The sequence below is a fragment of the Streptomyces sp. NBC_01460 genome, from assembly GCF_036227405.1.
In the GTDB taxonomy this organism is placed as follows: Bacteria; Actinomycetota; Actinomycetes; order Streptomycetales; family Streptomycetaceae; genus Streptomyces.
The window spans coordinates 5,586,830-5,603,000 of sequence record NZ_CP109473.1; the positions used below are offsets into that span (position 1 = coordinate 5,586,830).

Below are 16,171 nucleotides of genomic sequence, written 5' to 3' on the forward strand. Positions count from 1 at the left end.
CGGCCTCCCTCGCCCGCCCCGGACGCCACCATCCCCCGGAGCCCTCACATGCCCACGAACCCCAGCGCCGAACTCCTCGACAACCTGCTCACCGCGACCGGCCAGCCCACTGTCCGACGGGAGGAGGTGCGGGTGTGGTCTATGTCCGGCGTCGAGCGCGTCACCTTCCCCGAAGGCTCCACGGCCATCTTCAAGTACGCCAAGAAGCCCTTCGACAGCGAGGACCAAGCCCTTCGCCTGGCCCGCACGCTTGGCGTCCCCGTGCCCCAGCTCCACACCTCCGCCGTTCTCGACGGCTGGCTCGGGATGCTCATGGAAGATCTCGGGCCGTCCGCCCGCGATGCCGATGACCTCGACGGCGTCGCCGCGGCTGTGGTCCTGCACAGCACCCGTACGGCTTCCGCCCTGCCGGTCCTCGACCAGGAGCGGCTACGTATGCTGCCTGTCCGAGCGCTGGAGCATCTCGAACGGCTACGCAAGGCCGACCGGTGGCAGGACGCCGACGATGTCGAGAAGGCGCTCGACCGAATCGCTCAGGCCGCGGAAGCTCGCTCGGCCGGAGCGACGCTGGCGCCCTTCGGATGGGTGCATTCGGAGTTCCACCCCACCAGCCTGCATGTCGGCGAGCGCGGGTGGTGGCTGCTCGACTTCGCCCGCGCCTTCACCGGTCCCGGCCTGCTCGACCTCGCCAGCTGGCACGGGACCATCGAGCCTCCGCATCCCCTGCGGCTGCGCGTCTTTCTGGAGCAGTACGTCGTTGCCGGCGGCACTCCGGACGCTCTCGTCTCGCGGGGCGGGCTGACCGCCGAGAACTGGGCGCTGGGCTGGCACCGCATGTGGGCCGTCGAGTGGTTCATGGAGCAGTCGGTTCGCTGGATCAACGACCCTGCCACCGACCCCGGCTACATCAAGGTCGTCCGCCGCCACCTCACCGACGTGCTCCACCTCCTGGAGATCTGACGTGCTCGCCCAGACCTCGCCGTGGCACGCCCACGCCATCCAGCGCACCGCCGCCGGGCTCGCCGAACCCTTGGCCGTGCCCGCCCGGATGGAATGGACCACGAGACCCGGCCAAGGCCCCGCCGCCGAGATCCTCGGCCCGGCCCCACGCGGCAAGCGCCTACTGGAACTCGGCTGCGGCCCCGGCCACAACGCCGCCCACCTCGCCACCCGCCACGGTGCTCACGTCACCGGCGTCGACTTCGTCGGACTTCAGGTTCGCCGCGCCCGCTCCCATTACGGCCGACTGAACAACCTCGGTTTCGTTGCCGGGCACGCTCTGCACTATCTGCACGCCTCCGACGAGCAGTTCGACGCGATCTACTCCGTCTTCGGCGCGGTGGGGCTCGTCGCTCCCGAGCTCCTGCTGGCAGCCATCGCTCAACGCCTCAAGCCCGGTCGGGTGCTCGCCTTCTCCGTCCCGCACCCGCAGCGCCGTGGGCGCGGCGCTTCCGGCGACGACCGGCCTCGCCGAGACTTCGTCACTCTGCCCGACCGCACCCGTCTCCCCATCGCCCGCTGGGAGTTCGACGCCGAACGCTGGGAGCGGCACCTCAGCCGGAGCGGCTTCCGCCTCAGCTCCGCAGAGGAGTTCCACGACCTCCGTATGGGCCGCTCGCCCGCCACTCTGCTGATCCGCGCCCACAAGCTCTGACCGCTGGAGGAACCGATGCGCTCGTCCTACCTGCTCCTCGATGTCGACGGCGTCCTCATACCCTTCCCCGCCGCAGACGGTTCGACCCCGGCCACCCACACTCGCCACGACGTAGTCCCCGAAGGCCGGAGCGCCGACAACCCGGTCACCGTCTGGCTCAACCCCGAGCACGGCCGCCTGCTCCTGGACGTCATCCGCACCGGCCTGTTCACCCCGGTCTGGTGCACCAGCTGGCGGCAGGATGCCGCCACCCTCATCGGACCCCTCCTGGGCCTGCCAGACCTGCCGTACGTCGACCTCCCGCGCCTGCCGATCACCACCAGCCATCCCAACGGCTACCTGTGGAAGCGCGATCACGTCGACGCGTGGCTGGGCCAAGCTCTGACCGTATGGATCGATGACGACTTCAGCAGCCTTGACTACGACTGGGCTGCGGAGCGCACCGCCCGGGGAGTGGCGACTCTCCTCATCGAGCCTGATCCGTACGTGGGACTGCAGCCGGGACATCTGAAAGAGGCTGCGTCGTGGGTGTCTCGGGTGTCGGCGGGCGACGCCGCCTGAATACTCCTGGCCTCGATGTCACCTTGTTGCGACCGACGCATAGGCGGAACCGACGAGCCGTACCTCGCCTGTTGGGCCTCGGGGGGTGAGTCTGTTCACGAGCTCGGGCCGGCGGAGGCGGGCTCTGCAGCCTGGGGCCCGGGCTTAATGGGCAGGCAGCGCCTCCCTCATAGCCTTTGTGGTGGCGGTCGGGTCGTAGTCCTCGGAAACGCCTTCGACCAGGATGATGTCGCCTTCGATGTGCCGTGAGCGCAGCGGTGCGATCGCCTGGTAGGCGGGTGAGTCCCACCAGGCCCGCGCCTCGGCGATCCCGGGGAAGCCGATCACCACGACGTGTCCGGGCCAGCTGCCCTCCTTCACCTCGTGCTGGGTGGCGTGCACGAGGAAGCGGCCGCCGTACGGTTCGAAGGTGGCGGGTATGCGCTCGATGTATTCGACGATCTCCGGGTGTGGTGCGGCCTCTTGCAGGTGAGCTATGGCGTAGGCGGGCATGGCGTCCTTACGGTCGGTCGGGCTGCACGAGACGAGCCGCACCGCTGAGCGGCAACGTGCTGAGGCGCGCCAGCGGGTGGGCGAAGTACACGCAGTTTCAGGCAGGGCAGATCGCTGAGGCGGTGTTCCGCAACGAGGCCGCGTAGACGAACCGCCCAGTCGCTCTGATCAATATCGCGCTGGGGAAGATGGTGGCTGCCGGACTGAAGCTGCCGGCGCTCTCCGCCTTCCACACGATGACCTTCACGAGCCGCATCGAGGTGAACACCTCGATCTGGTGCGGCATCCACGACCGGATGAACCTTGCCGAGCGGGCAAGGATGCCGCGGCTGCCGGGTTGCGGGTTGTCCCACATGATGAGGGGCGTGTGGTGCCGAGTGTGGATGCGATGTGGCCACGCGGGGTGGAGGGTTGTCAGGCGTTCTCAGAGCTGGACGGCGTGACCCACTCGACGAACTGGACGATCACGCCGTTGGGATCGGTGACCTGGAAGAGCCGCTCGCCCCAGGGTTCCTCGCGCAGCGGCATGGTGATGTCCACGCCCTCGGCGCGCAGCCGCTTCTCCTCCTCCTCGATTCCGGCGGTGAGGGTGAAGGCGAGGATGAGGCCGGAGGCGCGCTGGTCCCGCTGCTCGGGCGGCAATATCTCGATGCCGCCGGCGAGCAGGACGATGTCGGCGGCCGCGTCCGGCCGGGTGAGCGAGGCGAAGCCGTCGGCGGCGGCCTGCTCGGTGTAGCCGAGGCGGGTGGTGAAGAACGCCTGGGAGGCGGCGACGTCGTCGACGGTGAGCGAGATGGTGGAGGCGGTGATCTGCAAGGTGATTCTCCTCTGTGGTTTCCGGGAGGCGAAAGGACGGGTGCCGGGTGGGTGCAGGTCAGTAGCCGGAGCGGCGCGGCAGATTGCGGGCCTTCGGGGGAACTTGGCGGGTGGGAGCGGGGATGGCGCGGGTGGGGCGCTTTCCGCGAGGCAGTGACGGGGTACGGCTGGTGCGCTCGGTCAGGACCGGGCCGATCTTGACGGGTGCGATGAGAACGGCGACAGGGCGGAGTTCGAGCATGGGCACATCCATTCTTAGTTTCGTGGAAAACTTGCGACGGACGTAAACTTAACCCGAACCTCGGCGGGGAGTCAACATATAAATGCCACGAGGGTAAGATTGCCTCATGACTACAAACGCCACCTCGTCCGCACCCCCTGCCGGCCTGCGGGAATCGAAGAAGCAAGAGACCCGGCAGCTCATCTCCGACGTCGCCACCGGCTTGTTCCTCACCCAGGGCTTCGAGCGGACCACCATCGCCGAGATCGCCGCCGCCGCACGGGTGGCGAAGAAGACGGTGACCAACTACTTCCCACGCAAGGAGGACCTGGCACTGGACCATCAGGACGCCTTCACCGCCTCCCTGGCCCACACCGTGACGGGCCGTCGGGTCGGCGAGTCGGGCCTGTCGGCCCTGCGCCGCGCCTTCCTGGACGCGGCCACGGATGCCAACCCGGTCGCCGGGTTCTCCGGCCCCGACTTCGCCCGAATGGTCGCCGACAGCCCCACCCTCTCCGCTCGCCTGCGCGATCTACACGACCTGCGCGAGGCAGCCCTGGCCGATGCCCTGGCCGACGCCGTCGGCGCATCCCGCGGCGACATCGCCCCCCGCACCGCCGCCGCCCTGCTCGGATCCGTGCACCGCACCCTTTTCCAGCGCATCCAGGAGCTCACCCTCGCCGGCGAGGGCAACGCCCGGATCTCCGCCACTGTCATCGTGGAGGCGGACACCGCCTTCGGCCTGTTGGAACCCTCGCTCGCCGACTACGCCGTGGCGTGAGCCACGCGTCGCTCGTCGGCGTTCCGGCACAGCCCGGACCCTGGCGGCAAACGTGATTCAGCAGAGACGCTCATGCTGTTTGAGTAGACACTGCGGCTCCTCCGGCCTGACCGCTTGTGGCGGAGGGCTCCGCGGGGGCTCTCCGGAGGGGCAAGGCCCGTGAGCACTCGGCGACAGGCCCGGCTCGGATTGCTGCCCCTCGCACGCACTCAGACGTTCAACGGCCCACCATGGCAGTGGTGGGGCGGCTGGCGGGCTTAGCGGCTTCGACTGCGTTCTTCGGACCTGCTGCCTATCGGTGGTGAGGTCGAAGGACGGATGACGGCGGACTCGGGCGAGACGCTCCTCAGGGTGCTTCGGCTGCGAGCTGCTTGCGTCCGCCGGTTCGGTTGGGCGGCGATACGCCAGTTGAGGACCTCAGCGGGGCGCTCGGCGCTGTCGAGCTCTCGTTGGGCGCTCGCTTCGATCAGGAGACGTCGAGGGTTGTGGCCGGCGGTTTCGGCTTGAGCCAGGGTTGTGGTCAGGGCGGTCCAAGTGGGGTCGGCGAGGATTCGGTCGGCGTGGTCGGGGAGGGCGGCGCGCACGTCCCGCTCGAAGCGGCTGGCGCTCGCGGCTTGTGGTGCACGGTGGGCAAGCTCCGCCAAGGCGGGCGCGGCGGCCTGCTCGTAGCCGGCCTGGAGGTGGTGGAAGGCTTCGTCGGCGGCTGCGGCCTGCTGTTCGTGGCCGCGCTGCTCGTGCCACTTGGCGGCGGCGCGGGCCAGGTGCACGGTGGCGAAGAGCAGGGCTATGGCGAGTCCGCCGGGTTCGTTGGAGGCATAGGCGAGTTCCTTGGCGGCTTGGCGCAGGGCGTGGGCTGCTTGGTGGTCGGCGCGGGTGGCGGAGCGACGGGCGCGGTTGAACGCCGAGGCCGCTGCGCGTAGCTCTGCGCGGTGCGGGCCGGGTGTGGCGCTGGCGATGTTGTAGAGGACGTCGCCGAAGGCGGCGAGCTGGCCTTGGGCGGCGGCATGGTCGTCGGAGTCGAGGGCGAAGTGCGCCGTCTGAATCGCGGTGATGGTGTGCTGCCACGGCTCGGCGGGATCTGCCGCGAACCTGGGGCGGTCGGTTACCTCCTGGTCGGGGAGGCGTTCGCGGAGGCGGTTGATGGAGAGGTCGGGGGCGAGTTTCGAGCCGCCGTACCAGATGGGTTCGCCAGCGCTGTTGGTGTCGCCGGGTGCGGCGAGGCTGTAGCCGATCACGTCGCCGCTCTCGGGGCCGAGGCGTGTCTTGACCTTGATGCCGAGGGACTGCAGCACGGTGAAGTAGTCGGCTTCGGTGTGTACTGCGGCGGCGACCGCGTATGCCCGCTCGCGCAGCCAGTGCCGTGCCGTCACGGTCTGGCCCTGGCGCTCGGCCTTGGCGCGTTCGGCACCGGTGGGGGTGCGGGGCGCGGTGAGGTCGCCGGACTTCAGGCGGCGCAGACCGAACTCAGCTTCGATCCGACGGCACTCGGCCTGAGCTCGTCGGCCGTCCTGGTGGGTGCGTGGGCGGCGTCCGTCGGCGCGGACGGTGGTGGCCATGATGTGGATGTGGTCTTCGGCGTGGCGTACCGCGATCCATCGGCAGGCCCGCTCGTCGCCGTCGGGGGCGATGCCCGTGGCGTGCACGACGCGGCGGGCGACTTCGGCCCACTCGGCGTCGGTGAGGTAGCGGTCGCCGGGCGCGGTGCGGACCGGGCAGTGCCAGACGTGCTGCGGTGGCTTCTTGCCGCCTAGCTCGCGGGTGCGGAGATCGACGTGGTGGTCGAGTCGCCTGGCGAGCTGGGAGTAGGTGGCTGCCGGGTCGCGGCCGGGGTCGGGAGCGCCGGCCATGTCCCATGCGGCGACGATGTGGGGGTTGGTGTGCTCGTCGCGGCGCCCAGGGCCGAAGAGGTAGGCGATCAGTCCGCGGCTGTCGGAGCCGGTGGAGACGTCAGGAACCATGGGGCGTGCCGTTCGCGAGGAGCTGGTCGATGAGGTGGAAGCTGTTCTGTGCTGCTTGCTCGACGCGGTCGAGAACCGTCTCGGCGTGCTCGGGCACGGTTCCTCGGTTGATGGCTGCGGTGATCTGGTTGAGGTTGCCGCCGATGCGGTTCAGCGCGACGGTGTGCGCCTCGACGGCCTCGATCAGCGGGCGGAGAGGATCGTCCTCCGGGCTGCCGACCATCGCCGCCTTGCCCTGCGCAACAGCCAGGGCTGCGTCCCCGACGAATCCGGCGAACCTCTGACCGCGCTGGTGAGCGGCGGCGCTGATCACCTGGACTGCGGTGCGTGTAAAGCGGATGGTCTTCTCCTGGTCGCGCTTCTCCACGGTGCGCTTGCGGTTCATCTGCGCGGGCAGGGCGGGGGAGTCGAGATCCCGCCAGGAGGGCTGCTCGACAAGCGGTGGGGCATCGGCCGGCGTACTGCGAGGAGCGGAGTCGGCTGCGGGCTGGCCGGAGCCCTCGGCCACCCCCTCCTCCGGCTCGGGCGCCCCCTGGCGCTCGGCCTTGTCCTCTGCCACCCCTGGGGCGGGGGCAAGCGCGGACGAAGCCTCGTTAGAGGCTCGTTCGCTCCAGCTTGCTGCTGGTCGTCGGGTGAGCCTGAACAGGCTCCTACGGCGGCGGGAGGTGGTGTCGTCGGAGTTCGATTCGGGCATGGTGGTGCTCCGTCAGTCGTGAGGGGTGGTGCCGTCGCATCCGTCGCATCCGTCGCGTGGCTGGTCAGCACAGGTACGGAGAGGGCCGCAGGTACGGATCGATCCGTAACGGCGAGGAGGTCCGTCCCCGCGCTGACCTGCGCGGGGACGGATGCGACGGATTGATGCGGACCTGGTGTCAGCGAGTGGGCCTGGGCCCTGCGGGCCTTCCCGGCGGGCCGGTGGGCAGCGCCCCGGACGGAGGGGCGGGCGGCCTGCCCTGGGCCGGACGTGCCGGGACCTCGGCGGTGGGTGCCGACGGGGCGGGGTCGGGGCAGTAGCGGGCCCATGCGTCCACGAACTGGTTGCGGGCGTACGCCTTGGCCTGCCTGCCGTTCTCGAACCGGTGGTTGGCCGGGCTGATGCCGAAGTCGCGCAGCAGATTCGCCAGGTGGTAGGCGTTGAGCCCCTTGGTGCCGTACTCGGCCCACGGGGCCTCGGCGTCCTGGATGAGGGCGGCGAGCAGGTCCTGGCTGCGCAGTGCCTCCTTGCTGCCCTCCTGGTCGAAGACGCGGCGGATGTCACGCAGCAGCCGTGTCTTCAGCGTCGTCTGCTCGTCCTGGACCACCTCGTTGCGCGTCATCGCCAGACAGGCGGCACGTGCCCGCGCGGGCCAGTGCCCGCCGGCGAGGTCGGCGACGATGACGAGCGGCTCCCATGTGTCGGCGGCGCGGTCCTCGACGGGCATCTTCGGCACCGCGCCCGCGACGGTGCCGCGCTGCGGGACCAGCCAGTCGGCCAGCCGGTCGCGAATCGCGTGCAGTTCCGGTACGGAGTATCGCGATCGGAACGGGGTGATCCGCTCACCCGGCTTGCGCTTCTGCATGCGGATGACGATCGCCCGGTCCATGATCGTGTCCGGCAGGTCGCCGATGCCGGCCAGCGCCGCCATGGCGAAGGTGGGGAACGCGGTCGGCTTGTGCTCCGGCCCGGAGATCCGCCAGGCGGGCCGGTTGCGCTGGTGCCCGGCGTTCAGAAGGCCGCGCAGGTCCTCCTTGTCGCCCGCCTTGGGGCCGAAGATGGTGTCGGCCTCGTCCACCAGCAGCGTCGGCGGGTTCTTGCCGATGACGCGGAAGACGACCGCGGGGGAGGTGTTCACCGTCATCATCGGCTGGTGGACGGTCTCGTAGAGAACGTCCAGGAGGCGGGACTTGCCACACCCCTTGGTCGGCCCGACCACCGCCAGCCGCGGCGCGTGCTGGAGGCCAGGCTGGCAGTGGGAGGCCGCGACCCAGAGGGTGACGGCGGTCAGGGCCTCGTCGCTCGGCAGCACCACGTACCGCCCGATCGCCGTGCGGAGATCGTCCAGCAGCGCGCTGCCTTCGCCTGCCGGCCCGCCGCTATCTTGGGACTCTGGTCCGCCTGGAGCAGGAACGCCTGCGCTGTCCGACGCTGTTGTCGGGGCACTAGCTTCGGCAGGTCGGGAATCGCGTGAGCTCCGGCTCGGAGCATCGGCGGGCGGGCCTCCGATGGCGGGGCGTGCTTCTCGGTCGCGAGGCAGACCCTGGCCCGGGACCGCGATCGGTGGCCAGGCAACACCGGATGCCTTCGAGGTGGCGGGGGACGTAGGGTCCTTCATAGATGTTCCTCTCAGGTGGGGGCGAGACGGGCAAGGTCTCGCCCCCGACCAGTTCGTTCAGGGATGGGCGAGGTGCAAGGGGATCTCCGGCCCTCGGCGTAGGCGCGCCGAGGGCCGTTCCCGTGTCCGGGCGGTCCGGCGGCTCATGAGGCCAGGCCCCAGTCCTCTCCGCCGTCGATCAGCGCGCGCTCGTAGCGCAGCAGTTCGGCCTCGGGGTAGAGCACCCGCTTGCCGACCTTGATGCCGCGCGGCCCCTTCTTGAGCTGGCGCCAGTAGCGGACGGTGCTCTCAGCGGTGCGGTAGCGCTCGGCGACCTCGGCGGTGGTCAGGTATCGCATGCGTTCCCTTTCGGCTAGGTGGCGATTCGATCTGCATAATCTGTACCTCATGATCGGCGGTTAGCCAAACCGGGAAGCTCATGTTTCAATTTGGATAGCGACGGTCGCGATGGAGGTTCGATGGCAAGCGAGAAGACCGAGGGTGGCGAGGTGCCGCTGCTCTACAGCGAAGGCAACGTGGCGGGCCGCGTGGCCCTGGAGCGCGAGGTCAGAGGGTGGAGCACGACCGAGCTGGCTGAGCGCGTGACCAGAGCCGGCGTGAAGATGAACCAGACGGCCGTGTGGCGCATCGAGAACGGCTCACCCCGTCGCCGGATCAACCTCGACGAGGCGCTCGCCTTCTCCCGCGTCTTCGAGCTCCCCCTCGAAGAGCTGATGTCGCCGCCCCTCGAAGGGCTCGACGTCGACAGCCGACGGCTCGTCCAGGAAGCCGTCGAAGCGTTCTACGAGACCCGTGACGCCCGCGACCGCCTGCACCGTGCTGTGGTCGCCGTCGCCGGCCATATCAAGGCCCACCCCGACAGCTCGCGGGCGATCCACGAGCAGTGCCTCCGCCTCATGGGCGACGAGCGGGACGCCCGCGTCCTCAGCGGCGACATCGAGGACGGGGGTCACTACTGACAACCAGCACGAAGGAGAAGCCACTTGGCGAACATCCAGAAGCGCCCCAACGGCAAATGGCGTGCCCGATACCGCGACCTCGACGGCAAGGAGCACGCCCGCCACTTCGACCGGAAGCTCGACGCCCAGCGCTGGCTCGACGAGGTCACGACCAGCGTGGTCACCGGTCAGTACGTCGACCCGCGTGCCGGTCGCGTCACCTTCGAGAAGTACGCCGAGAGGTGGCAGGGCTCGCTCATCGCGAGCGAGGCGGGTGAGCGCATCACCGACAACGCGCTCCGGCTCCACCTCGTACCGGCGCTGGGTGCCCGCTCCCTGGCGGCGATACGCCGCAACGACATACAAGTGCTGTTCAAGCACCTGTCCGACCAGCTCGGTCCGGGCAGTGTCCGGAACGTCCACGACGTCCTCGTGCGCGTCATGACGGCGGCCGTGGACGACAAGGTCATCGCCTCCAGCCCGTGCCGCCGGATCACCCTTCCGGTCATTCCGGACGAGGAGGTCACCCCGCCCACCGTCGCTCAGGTCGAGGCCATGGCACGCGTGATGCCGCCGTACATCCGGGCAGCCGTCGTCGTGCTCGCAGGGTCAGGCTTGCGCATAGGTGAGTTGCTGGGCCTGAAGGTGTCGGACGTCGACTTCAAGGCCGGCAGCATTCGCGTGGAGCGGCAGCGGCTCCAGTCGGGGAAGATCGGCCCGCCGAAGACCGCGAAGTCCCGGCGTACGGTTCCGGTCGGGGAGGTCGTCACCGACGCGCTCCTCGGGCACCTCGCCGCGCGCCCCTCCATGGAGTGGCTGTTCACGATGGAGGAGGGGGAACCGCTCAACTACCGCCGCTGGAAAACCGAGTGGAATTGCGCACGTAGGGCGCTCCAGGCGGCGGAGAGCGAAGCAGCCAAGCGTGAGGGCCGCAAGCCCGTCGGGCTGCCGCACATGGTGACCCACGACCTGCGGCACTTCTACGCCTCCGCGCTCATCGCGGGCGGTGCGAGCGTCAAGCAGGTCCAGATGGTCCTCGGCCACGCGTCCGCAGTCATCACCCTGCGGATCTACGCGCATCTGTGGCCGGGCGAAGAAGACCGCACCCGGTCCGTGATGGACGCCGTGCTCGGCGGCCTGCGGACCGGGTGCGGACGGGTAGGGAGTCCGACCAGCGAAACCGCAGGTCAGACGGCCTAACCAGAGATCAAGCCTTCTTGGTCTCCCAGAAAATCTTGTCGATCTGGGCGATCAGGTCCAGAGCCTTCTGGCCCGTGGCCGGGTCATTCGAGCCCTTGGCCGCGGAGAGCGCCTTCAGGGTGTCGTTGACCAGCTGGTGCAGCTCCGGGTACTTCTCGAAGTGCGGGGGCTTGAAGTAGTCGCTCCAGAGCACCGAGACGTGGTGCTTCGCGAGCTCGGCACGCTGTTCCTTGATCAGAACGGCGCGCGTGCGGAAGTCCGCGTCCTCGTTGGCCTGGTACTTCTCCTGGACGGCCTTGACGGACTCCGCCTCGATGCGGGCCTGGGCCGGGTCGTACACACCGCAGGGCAGGTCGCAGTGAGCGCTGACCTTCACCTTGGGGGCAAACAGGCGGGAAAGCATGGAGCTGTCCTTCCTCGTGATCGTCTTCTCAGGTGGGACATTACTCCGTGGGGAGCCGCTTTTTGCGGCTGCCCCCTAGGGCTTAGGCCAAAAGTCCGGGGCGAGGACGGGACCTGTGGCCGAAAATACGAAGCGGTGCGCGCAGCCGTGCACGGGAGGATGGACCGGGAGGTGCCACAGATGCCGGAACCGGCGCAGGAGCCGTGGAGCGGGCGGGCGGAGCGCAGGGCGTTCCAGGTGGTCGAGGTGACGGGGCCGTCGATGGTGCCCACGCTCTACCACGGGGACTGGCTGCTCGTGCAGCGCGGGGCGCCGGTGCGCCCGGGGGACGTGGTGATCCTGCGTCATCCCTTCCAGCAGGATCTGCTGGTGGTCAAACGCGCGGCGGAGCGGCGCGACGGCGGCTGGTGGGTGCTGGGCGACAACGCGTACGCGGGCGGGGACAGCACGGACTACGGGACGGTGCCCGGGGAGCTCGTGCTGGCCCGTGTGCGGGCCCGCTACCGGCCCCTGAGGAAGGATCAGCGGTCGCTGCCCGGGGTGCTGCGCTGGGCGGTGTCCGCGGTACGGCGCGTGTCGGCGGAGCGCTCCGTCTCCAGGCGCTTGCGGGCCCGGTAGGCGGCGACGTTGGCGCGGGTCGCGCAGCGGTCGGAGCAGTAGCGCCGCGAGCGGTTGGTGGAGGTGTCGAGGTAGGCGTTGCGGCACGGCGCCGCCTCGCACAGGCCGAGCCGGTCCACGCCGTGCGACGTGAGGTGGAAGGCGAGGCCCATCGCCGCGATCGCGGCGAAGCCCGCCGTCGCGTTCGACGGATGGTCGGCGAGGTGCATGTGCCAGTCCGGCTTGTCGTCCTCGTCCCGGATGTCATGGCCGGAGATCTGCGGGCTCACCGGGAACTCCAGCAGGAGTGAGTTGAGCAGGTCGACCGCGAGGGTCTCCTCGCCGTTGTCGGCCGCCTCGAACACCGCGCGCAGCCGGCCGCGCACGGACCGGAAGCGGGTCACGTCCGCGTCGGTCGCGCGGCGGGCCGCCTGGGCGTTCGCACCGAACAGCTCACGGACGGACTCGACCGTGGTGAGCGAGTCCTTGTTGCGGGCCGGCTCCTCGGTGTTGACCAGACGCACGGCGTAGTCCGAGTAATAGGCCAGTTCCACTTGTAGTCCTTACGGCGTCGGTCTATGGTCGGTGTGCCGACCAGTGTAATGGGTGGTCGCGTGTATCGGGTCTTACGGACGTACGTACAGGTGGAGGTTCGAGTGACGGCGACAGGCACCGACTGGCAGTCCTGGCAGGAGAGCTGGGACCGGCAGCAGGAGTGGTACATGCCGGACCGCGAGGAGCGGTTCCGGGTGATGCTCGACATGGTGGAGGCCTTCGTGGGGCCCGAACCGAGAGTGCTCGACCTCGCGTGCGGTACGGGCAGTATCACGGACCGGCTCCTCAAGCGGTTCCCCCACGCCACCAGTACGGGCGTCGACCTGGACCCGGCGCTGCTCGCCATCGCGCGCGGCACCTTCGAGGGGGACGACCGGGTCACCTTCGTCACCGCCGACCTGAAGGACGCCACCTGGACCGAGCGGCTGCCCCACGCCTCGTACGACGCGGTGCTCACCGCCACCGCGCTGCACTGGCTGCACAGCGGACCGCTCGCGGCCCTGTACGGGAGGATCGGCGGACTGGTCAGGGACGGCGGGGTCTTCATGAACGCCGACCACATGATCGACGCGGACACCCCCCGCATCAACGCCGCCGAACGTGCCCACCGGCACGCCGTCATGGACCGGGCCAAGGCCACAGGCGCCGTCGACTGGCGGGAGTGGTGGGCCCTGGCGGCGAAGGACCCGGCCCTCGCGGCACCCACCGCCGAGCGGTTCGCGATCTACGGCGAACACGCCGACGGCGACATGCCGTCCGCCGGCTGGCACGCCCGCACCCTCCGCGAGGCCGGGTTCGGCGAGGCGCGCGCGGTCTGGGCCTCACCGTCGGACAGCCTGGTCCTCGCCGTGAAGTAGGGCGCGCGGAGAAAGCGAGGAGGGCGGTACGGACCGGGTCCGTACCGCCCTCCTCGCTGCGCGCGACGCTGTTACAGCACCTTGGACAGGAAGGACTTCGTCCGGTCGTGCTGCGGGTTCGTCAGGACGTCGCGGGGGTGGCCGGACTCGACCACCACGCCGTCGTCCATGAAGACCAGCGCGTCGCCGACCTCACGGGCGAAGCCCATCTCGTGCGTGACGACGATCATCGTCATGCCGTCCTCGGCCAGTCCGCGCATGACGTCCAGGACGTCGCCGACCAGCTCCGGGTCGAGCGCCGAGGTGGGCTCGTCGAAGAGCATCAGCTTCGGCTCCATGGCCAGGGCGCGGGCGATGGCCACGCGCTGCTGCTGACCGCCGGAGAGCTGGGACGGATAGTTCTTCGCCTTGTCGGACAGGCCCACCCGGTCCAGCAACCGCTCCGCGCGGGCCCGGGCGACGGCCTTGGCCTCGCCCTTCACCTGGATCGGTGCCTCCATGACGTTCTCGATGGCCGTCATGTGCGGGAACAGGTTGAAGCGCTGGAAGACCATGCCGATGTCCCGGCGCTTCAGCGCGACCTCGCTGTCCTTGAGCTCGTAGAGCTTGTCGCCCTTCTGGCGGTAGCCGACCAGATCGCCGTCGACGTACAGCCGGCCGGCGTTGATCTGCTCCAGGTGGTTGATGCACCGCAGGAACGTCGACTTGCCGGAACCGGAGGGGCCGATCAGGCAGAAGACCTCACGCGGGGCGACCTCGAGGTCGATGCCCTTGAGGATGTGTGCGGGGCCGAAGGACTTGTGTACGCCCTCGGCCTTCACCATGGCGGTCATGCGGCACCTCCCTTCGGGCGTCCGAGCGACAGCATGTTCGCCTTGATCTTCTGGAACGGGGTGTCCGGCAGGCTGCGGCTGGAGCCGCGTGCGTAGTACCGCTCCAGGTAGTACTGGCCGATGCTGAGCACGGAGGTGAGCACCATGTACCAGGCGGCCGCCAGGAACAGCATCTCCACGGTCGCACCCGAGGTCTGCGAGACGTTCTGGGTGGAGCGCAGCAGTTCGGTGTACTGCACGGCGACCGCGAGCGAGGAGGTCTTCAGCATGTTGATGACCTCGTTGCCGGTCGGCGGCACGATCACGCGCATGGCCTGCGGGACGACGATCCTGCGGAGCGTCTTGCCGTGGCTCATGCCCAGGGCGTGCGCCGCCTCGGTCTGCCCCTCGTCGACCGACTGGAGGCCGGCCCGGCAGATCTCCGCCATGTACGCCGCCTCGTTGAGGCCGAGGCCGAGCAGCGCGCACAGGAACGGGGTCATGAAGGACGACCACTCGTCCTTGTAGATCGGCCCGAGATTGATGTACTCGAACACGATGCCCAGGTTGAACCAGACCAGGAGCTGCACGTAGACGGGGGTCCCGCGGAAGAACCAGATGTAGCCCCACGCGATGGACGTGGTCACCGGGTTCTTGGAGAGCCGCATCACGGCCAGCACGATGCCCAGCACCACGCCGATGATCATCGAGAGGACCGTGATGATGACGGTGTTCTTGACACCCTCGAGGATCTGGTCGTCGAAGAAGTAGTCCGGTATCGCAGCCCAGTTGATGTCGCCCTGGGCGAAGGCGTAGACGAGCGTGGCCAGGAGGCCGAGCGTGATGATCGCCGAGACGTACCGGCCGTAGTGGCGCACCGGTATGGCCTTGATCGCCTCCGGCCCCGCCGACGGGGTGGGCGGGGTGTCCGTCGGCCCCGCCTTCTTGATGTCAGTCACAGGTGATGCCTTTCAGCGCCGGTTCCGGCTCAGGACCCGCCGTTGATCTTGGCCTCGGTGACCGCGCCGGCGTCGACGCCCCACTTGGCGATGACCTTGTCGTAGTCACCGTTCTTGATGACCGCGTTCAGGGCCGCCTCGATGGCCTTGGTGAGCTCGTCGTTGCCCTTGGCGACGGCGATGCCGTACGGGGCCGCCTCGACCTGGTCGCCGACCAGCTGGAAGTCGTTGCCGCCGCCCGAGGTCTTGACCGCGTACGCGGCGACCGGGAAGTCGGAGGAGCCGGCGTCGGCGCCGCCGCCGCGCAGGCGGGTCTGGGCCTCGAGGTCGTTGTCGAAGGCCTCGATGGAGATCTTGCCCTTGCCGCCGCACTTGGCGCTCTCGGCCTTGGCGAGGTCGTGGGAGACGGTGCCCCGCTGGACGACCAGCCTCTTGCCGCAGAGGTCCGACCAGGTGCTGATGCCCTTGTCGTCGCCCTTCTTGGTGTAGATGGAGACGCCCGCGGTGAAGTAGTCGATGAAGTCGACGCCCTCGCCGACCTTCTTCTTCGTCTCGGAGTCGACGCCGTCCTGGCGGTCCTTGGTGTCGGTCATGGCCGACATCGCCAGGTCGTAGCGCTTCGAGCGCAGGCCCGTGAGCAGGGTGTCGAACGTGCCGTTCTCGAAGACGAACTTCACCCCGAGCTGCTTGCCGAGGGCGTCCGCCAGGTCGGGGTCGATGCCGACCGTCTTGCCGGACTTGTCCTTGAACTCGACCGGCGGGTAGGCGATGTCGGATCCGACCTTGATCTCACCCTTGTCCTTGATGGCCTGGGGGACGAGGTCGGCGAGCGGCGCCTTGTCGGCGGAGGCGGTGCCCGAGTCCTTCTTCGCGGCGCTGTCGGTCTGGTCTCCACAGGCGGTCAGCAGCAGGGTGCCGGCGACCGCGACTGCGCAGACGGCGGCAATCCGGGACTTCGCGGCCGTACGACAGAGGGTGCTTGCGGTCATGATCGGAATCCTCCGGCGGTGAGGGAAAGAGTGCTGGTCAGGTGGGCACGCACGCACCTTCGAGTGT

The 16,171-nt window shown here is 69.2% G+C and carries 21 protein-coding genes; 8 read left to right on the forward strand and 13 right to left on the reverse strand.

The annotated features are described in order from the left end of the window. Positions 1 to 48 precede the first annotated feature (48 nt). The 3 genes from OG488_RS25355 to OG488_RS25365 are packed head-to-tail and all read left to right on the forward strand — an operon-like array spanning position 49 to position 2,215. Positions 49 to 960 (forward strand): aminoglycoside phosphotransferase family protein, encoded by a 912-nt coding sequence (locus OG488_RS25355; protein WP_329232755.1) that lies wholly within the window; start codon positions 49 to 51, stop codon positions 958 to 960. 1 nt (position 961) lies between these two features. Next, complete coding sequence (locus tag OG488_RS25360) at positions 962 to 1,654, forward strand: class I SAM-dependent methyltransferase (RefSeq protein ID WP_329232756.1); 693 nt, start codon at positions 962 to 964, stop codon at positions 1,652 to 1,654. Between the two features lie 15 nt (positions 1,655 to 1,669). After that, on the forward strand, positions 1,670 to 2,215 hold the full coding sequence (locus OG488_RS25365) for an HAD domain-containing protein (protein WP_329232758.1): 546 nt from the start codon (positions 1,670 to 1,672) through the stop codon (positions 2,213 to 2,215). A 144-nt stretch (positions 2,216 to 2,359) separates the two neighbouring features. Here OG488_RS25365 and OG488_RS25370 read toward each other — a convergent pair whose 3' ends face one another. The 4 genes from OG488_RS25370 to OG488_RS25385 form a co-directional block, all read right to left on the reverse strand. Then, positions 2,360 to 2,707 (reverse strand): DUF1330 domain-containing protein, encoded by a 348-nt coding sequence (locus OG488_RS25370; RefSeq protein WP_329232760.1) that lies wholly within the window; start codon positions 2,705 to 2,707, stop codon positions 2,360 to 2,362. Positions 2,708 to 2,804: 97 nt separating this feature from the next. Next, entirely contained in the window at positions 2,805 to 3,062 is a 258-nt protein-coding gene (locus OG488_RS25375) for a hypothetical protein (RefSeq protein ID WP_329232762.1), read from the reverse strand. A 59-nt stretch (positions 3,063 to 3,121) separates the two neighbouring features. Further along, positions 3,122 to 3,523: a VOC family protein gene (locus tag OG488_RS25380; protein ID WP_329232764.1), complete on the reverse strand. Its 402-nt coding sequence runs from the start codon at positions 3,521 to 3,523 to the stop codon at positions 3,122 to 3,124. A 58-nt stretch (positions 3,524 to 3,581) separates the two neighbouring features. Then, positions 3,582 to 3,764, reverse strand: a complete 183-nt coding sequence (locus OG488_RS25385) for a hypothetical protein (RefSeq protein ID WP_329232765.1) — start codon at positions 3,762 to 3,764, stop codon at positions 3,582 to 3,584. A gap of 106 nt (positions 3,765 to 3,870) precedes the next feature. On the opposite strand from OG488_RS25385, the gene OG488_RS25390 reads away from it, so the two are divergent. Further along, entirely contained in the window at positions 3,871 to 4,524 is a 654-nt protein-coding gene (locus OG488_RS25390) for a TetR/AcrR family transcriptional regulator (RefSeq protein ID WP_329232767.1), read from the forward strand. 257 nt (positions 4,525 to 4,781) lie between these two features. Here OG488_RS25390 and OG488_RS25395 read toward each other — a convergent pair whose 3' ends face one another. The 4 genes from OG488_RS25395 to OG488_RS25410 form a co-directional block, all read right to left on the reverse strand. Continuing rightward, positions 4,782 to 6,482, reverse strand: coding sequence for a relaxase/mobilization nuclease domain-containing protein (locus OG488_RS25395; RefSeq protein ID WP_329232769.1), 1,701 nt, complete (start codon positions 6,480 to 6,482; stop codon positions 4,782 to 4,784). Further along, complete coding sequence (locus OG488_RS25400; protein ID WP_329232770.1) at positions 6,472 to 7,041, reverse strand: hypothetical protein; 570 nt, start codon at positions 7,039 to 7,041, stop codon at positions 6,472 to 6,474. Before OG488_RS25400 ends, OG488_RS25395 begins: the two co-directional genes overlap by 11 nt. A gap of 313 nt (positions 7,042 to 7,354) precedes the next feature. Continuing rightward, positions 7,355 to 8,794, reverse strand: coding sequence for a DUF3631 domain-containing protein (locus OG488_RS25405; RefSeq protein WP_329232772.1), 1,440 nt, complete (start codon positions 8,792 to 8,794; stop codon positions 7,355 to 7,357). A gap of 143 nt (positions 8,795 to 8,937) precedes the next feature. Further along, positions 8,938 to 9,132 carry a helix-turn-helix transcriptional regulator gene (locus tag OG488_RS25410; protein ID WP_329232773.1) on the reverse strand — a complete coding sequence of 65 codons (195 nt, stop codon included), beginning with the start codon at positions 9,130 to 9,132 and terminating at the stop codon, positions 8,938 to 8,940. Positions 9,133 to 9,252: 120 nt separating this feature from the next. On the opposite strand from OG488_RS25410, the gene OG488_RS25415 reads away from it, so the two are divergent. Together OG488_RS25415 and OG488_RS25420 are read left to right on the forward strand one after the other, a co-directional pair. Next, the gene (locus tag OG488_RS25415) at positions 9,253 to 9,753 is read left to right on the forward strand and encodes a helix-turn-helix transcriptional regulator (RefSeq protein WP_329232775.1); all 501 of its coding nucleotides are present in this window, start codon (positions 9,253 to 9,255) and stop codon (positions 9,751 to 9,753) included. 24 nt (positions 9,754 to 9,777) lie between these two features. Further along, complete coding sequence (locus tag OG488_RS25420) at positions 9,778 to 10,932, forward strand: tyrosine-type recombinase/integrase (protein ID WP_329232777.1); 1,155 nt, start codon at positions 9,778 to 9,780, stop codon at positions 10,930 to 10,932. Between the two features lie 7 nt (positions 10,933 to 10,939). Here the strand turns inward: OG488_RS25420 and sodN are convergent, their stop codons facing one another. Beyond that, complete coding sequence (sodN, locus tag OG488_RS25425) at positions 10,940 to 11,335, reverse strand: superoxide dismutase, Ni (RefSeq protein ID WP_033298259.1); 396 nt, start codon at positions 11,333 to 11,335, stop codon at positions 10,940 to 10,942. A 180-nt stretch (positions 11,336 to 11,515) separates the two neighbouring features. On the opposite strand from sodN, the gene sodX reads away from it, so the two are divergent. After that, entirely contained in the window at positions 11,516 to 11,953 is a 438-nt protein-coding gene (sodX, locus tag OG488_RS25430) for a nickel-type superoxide dismutase maturation protease (protein ID WP_329232778.1), read from the forward strand. Here sodX and OG488_RS25435 read toward each other — a convergent pair. After that, on the reverse strand, positions 11,857 to 12,486 hold the full coding sequence (locus OG488_RS25435) for a CGNR zinc finger domain-containing protein (RefSeq protein ID WP_329232779.1): 630 nt from the start codon (positions 12,484 to 12,486) through the stop codon (positions 11,857 to 11,859). The genes sodX and OG488_RS25435 overlap by 97 nt on opposite strands. Positions 12,487 to 12,534: 48 nt before the next feature. Here OG488_RS25435 and OG488_RS25440 point away from each other — a divergent pair, with 48 nt between their 5' ends. Then, a complete protein-coding gene (locus OG488_RS25440; RefSeq protein ID WP_329238994.1) occupies positions 12,535 to 13,344 on the forward strand; it encodes a class I SAM-dependent methyltransferase in 810 nt (269 codons plus the stop codon). A gap of 71 nt (positions 13,345 to 13,415) precedes the next feature. Here OG488_RS25440 and OG488_RS25445 read toward each other — a convergent pair whose 3' ends face one another. From OG488_RS25445 to OG488_RS25455, 3 genes are read right to left on the reverse strand one after another with little or no spacing between them, the layout of a single operon-like run. Further along, positions 13,416 to 14,177 (reverse strand): amino acid ABC transporter ATP-binding protein, encoded by a 762-nt coding sequence (locus OG488_RS25445; protein WP_329232781.1) that lies wholly within the window; start codon positions 14,175 to 14,177, stop codon positions 13,416 to 13,418. Beyond that, the gene (locus OG488_RS25450) at positions 14,174 to 15,115 is read right to left on the reverse strand and encodes an amino acid ABC transporter permease (RefSeq protein ID WP_329232783.1); all 942 of its coding nucleotides are present in this window, start codon (positions 15,113 to 15,115) and stop codon (positions 14,174 to 14,176) included. The genes OG488_RS25445 and OG488_RS25450 overlap by 4 nt, the downstream gene beginning before the upstream one ends. Before the next feature lie 29 nt (positions 15,116 to 15,144). Then, entirely contained in the window at positions 15,145 to 16,104 is a 960-nt protein-coding gene (locus OG488_RS25455) for an ABC transporter substrate-binding protein (RefSeq protein WP_329232785.1), read from the reverse strand. Between the last annotated feature and the right edge of the window lie 67 nt (positions 16,105 to 16,171).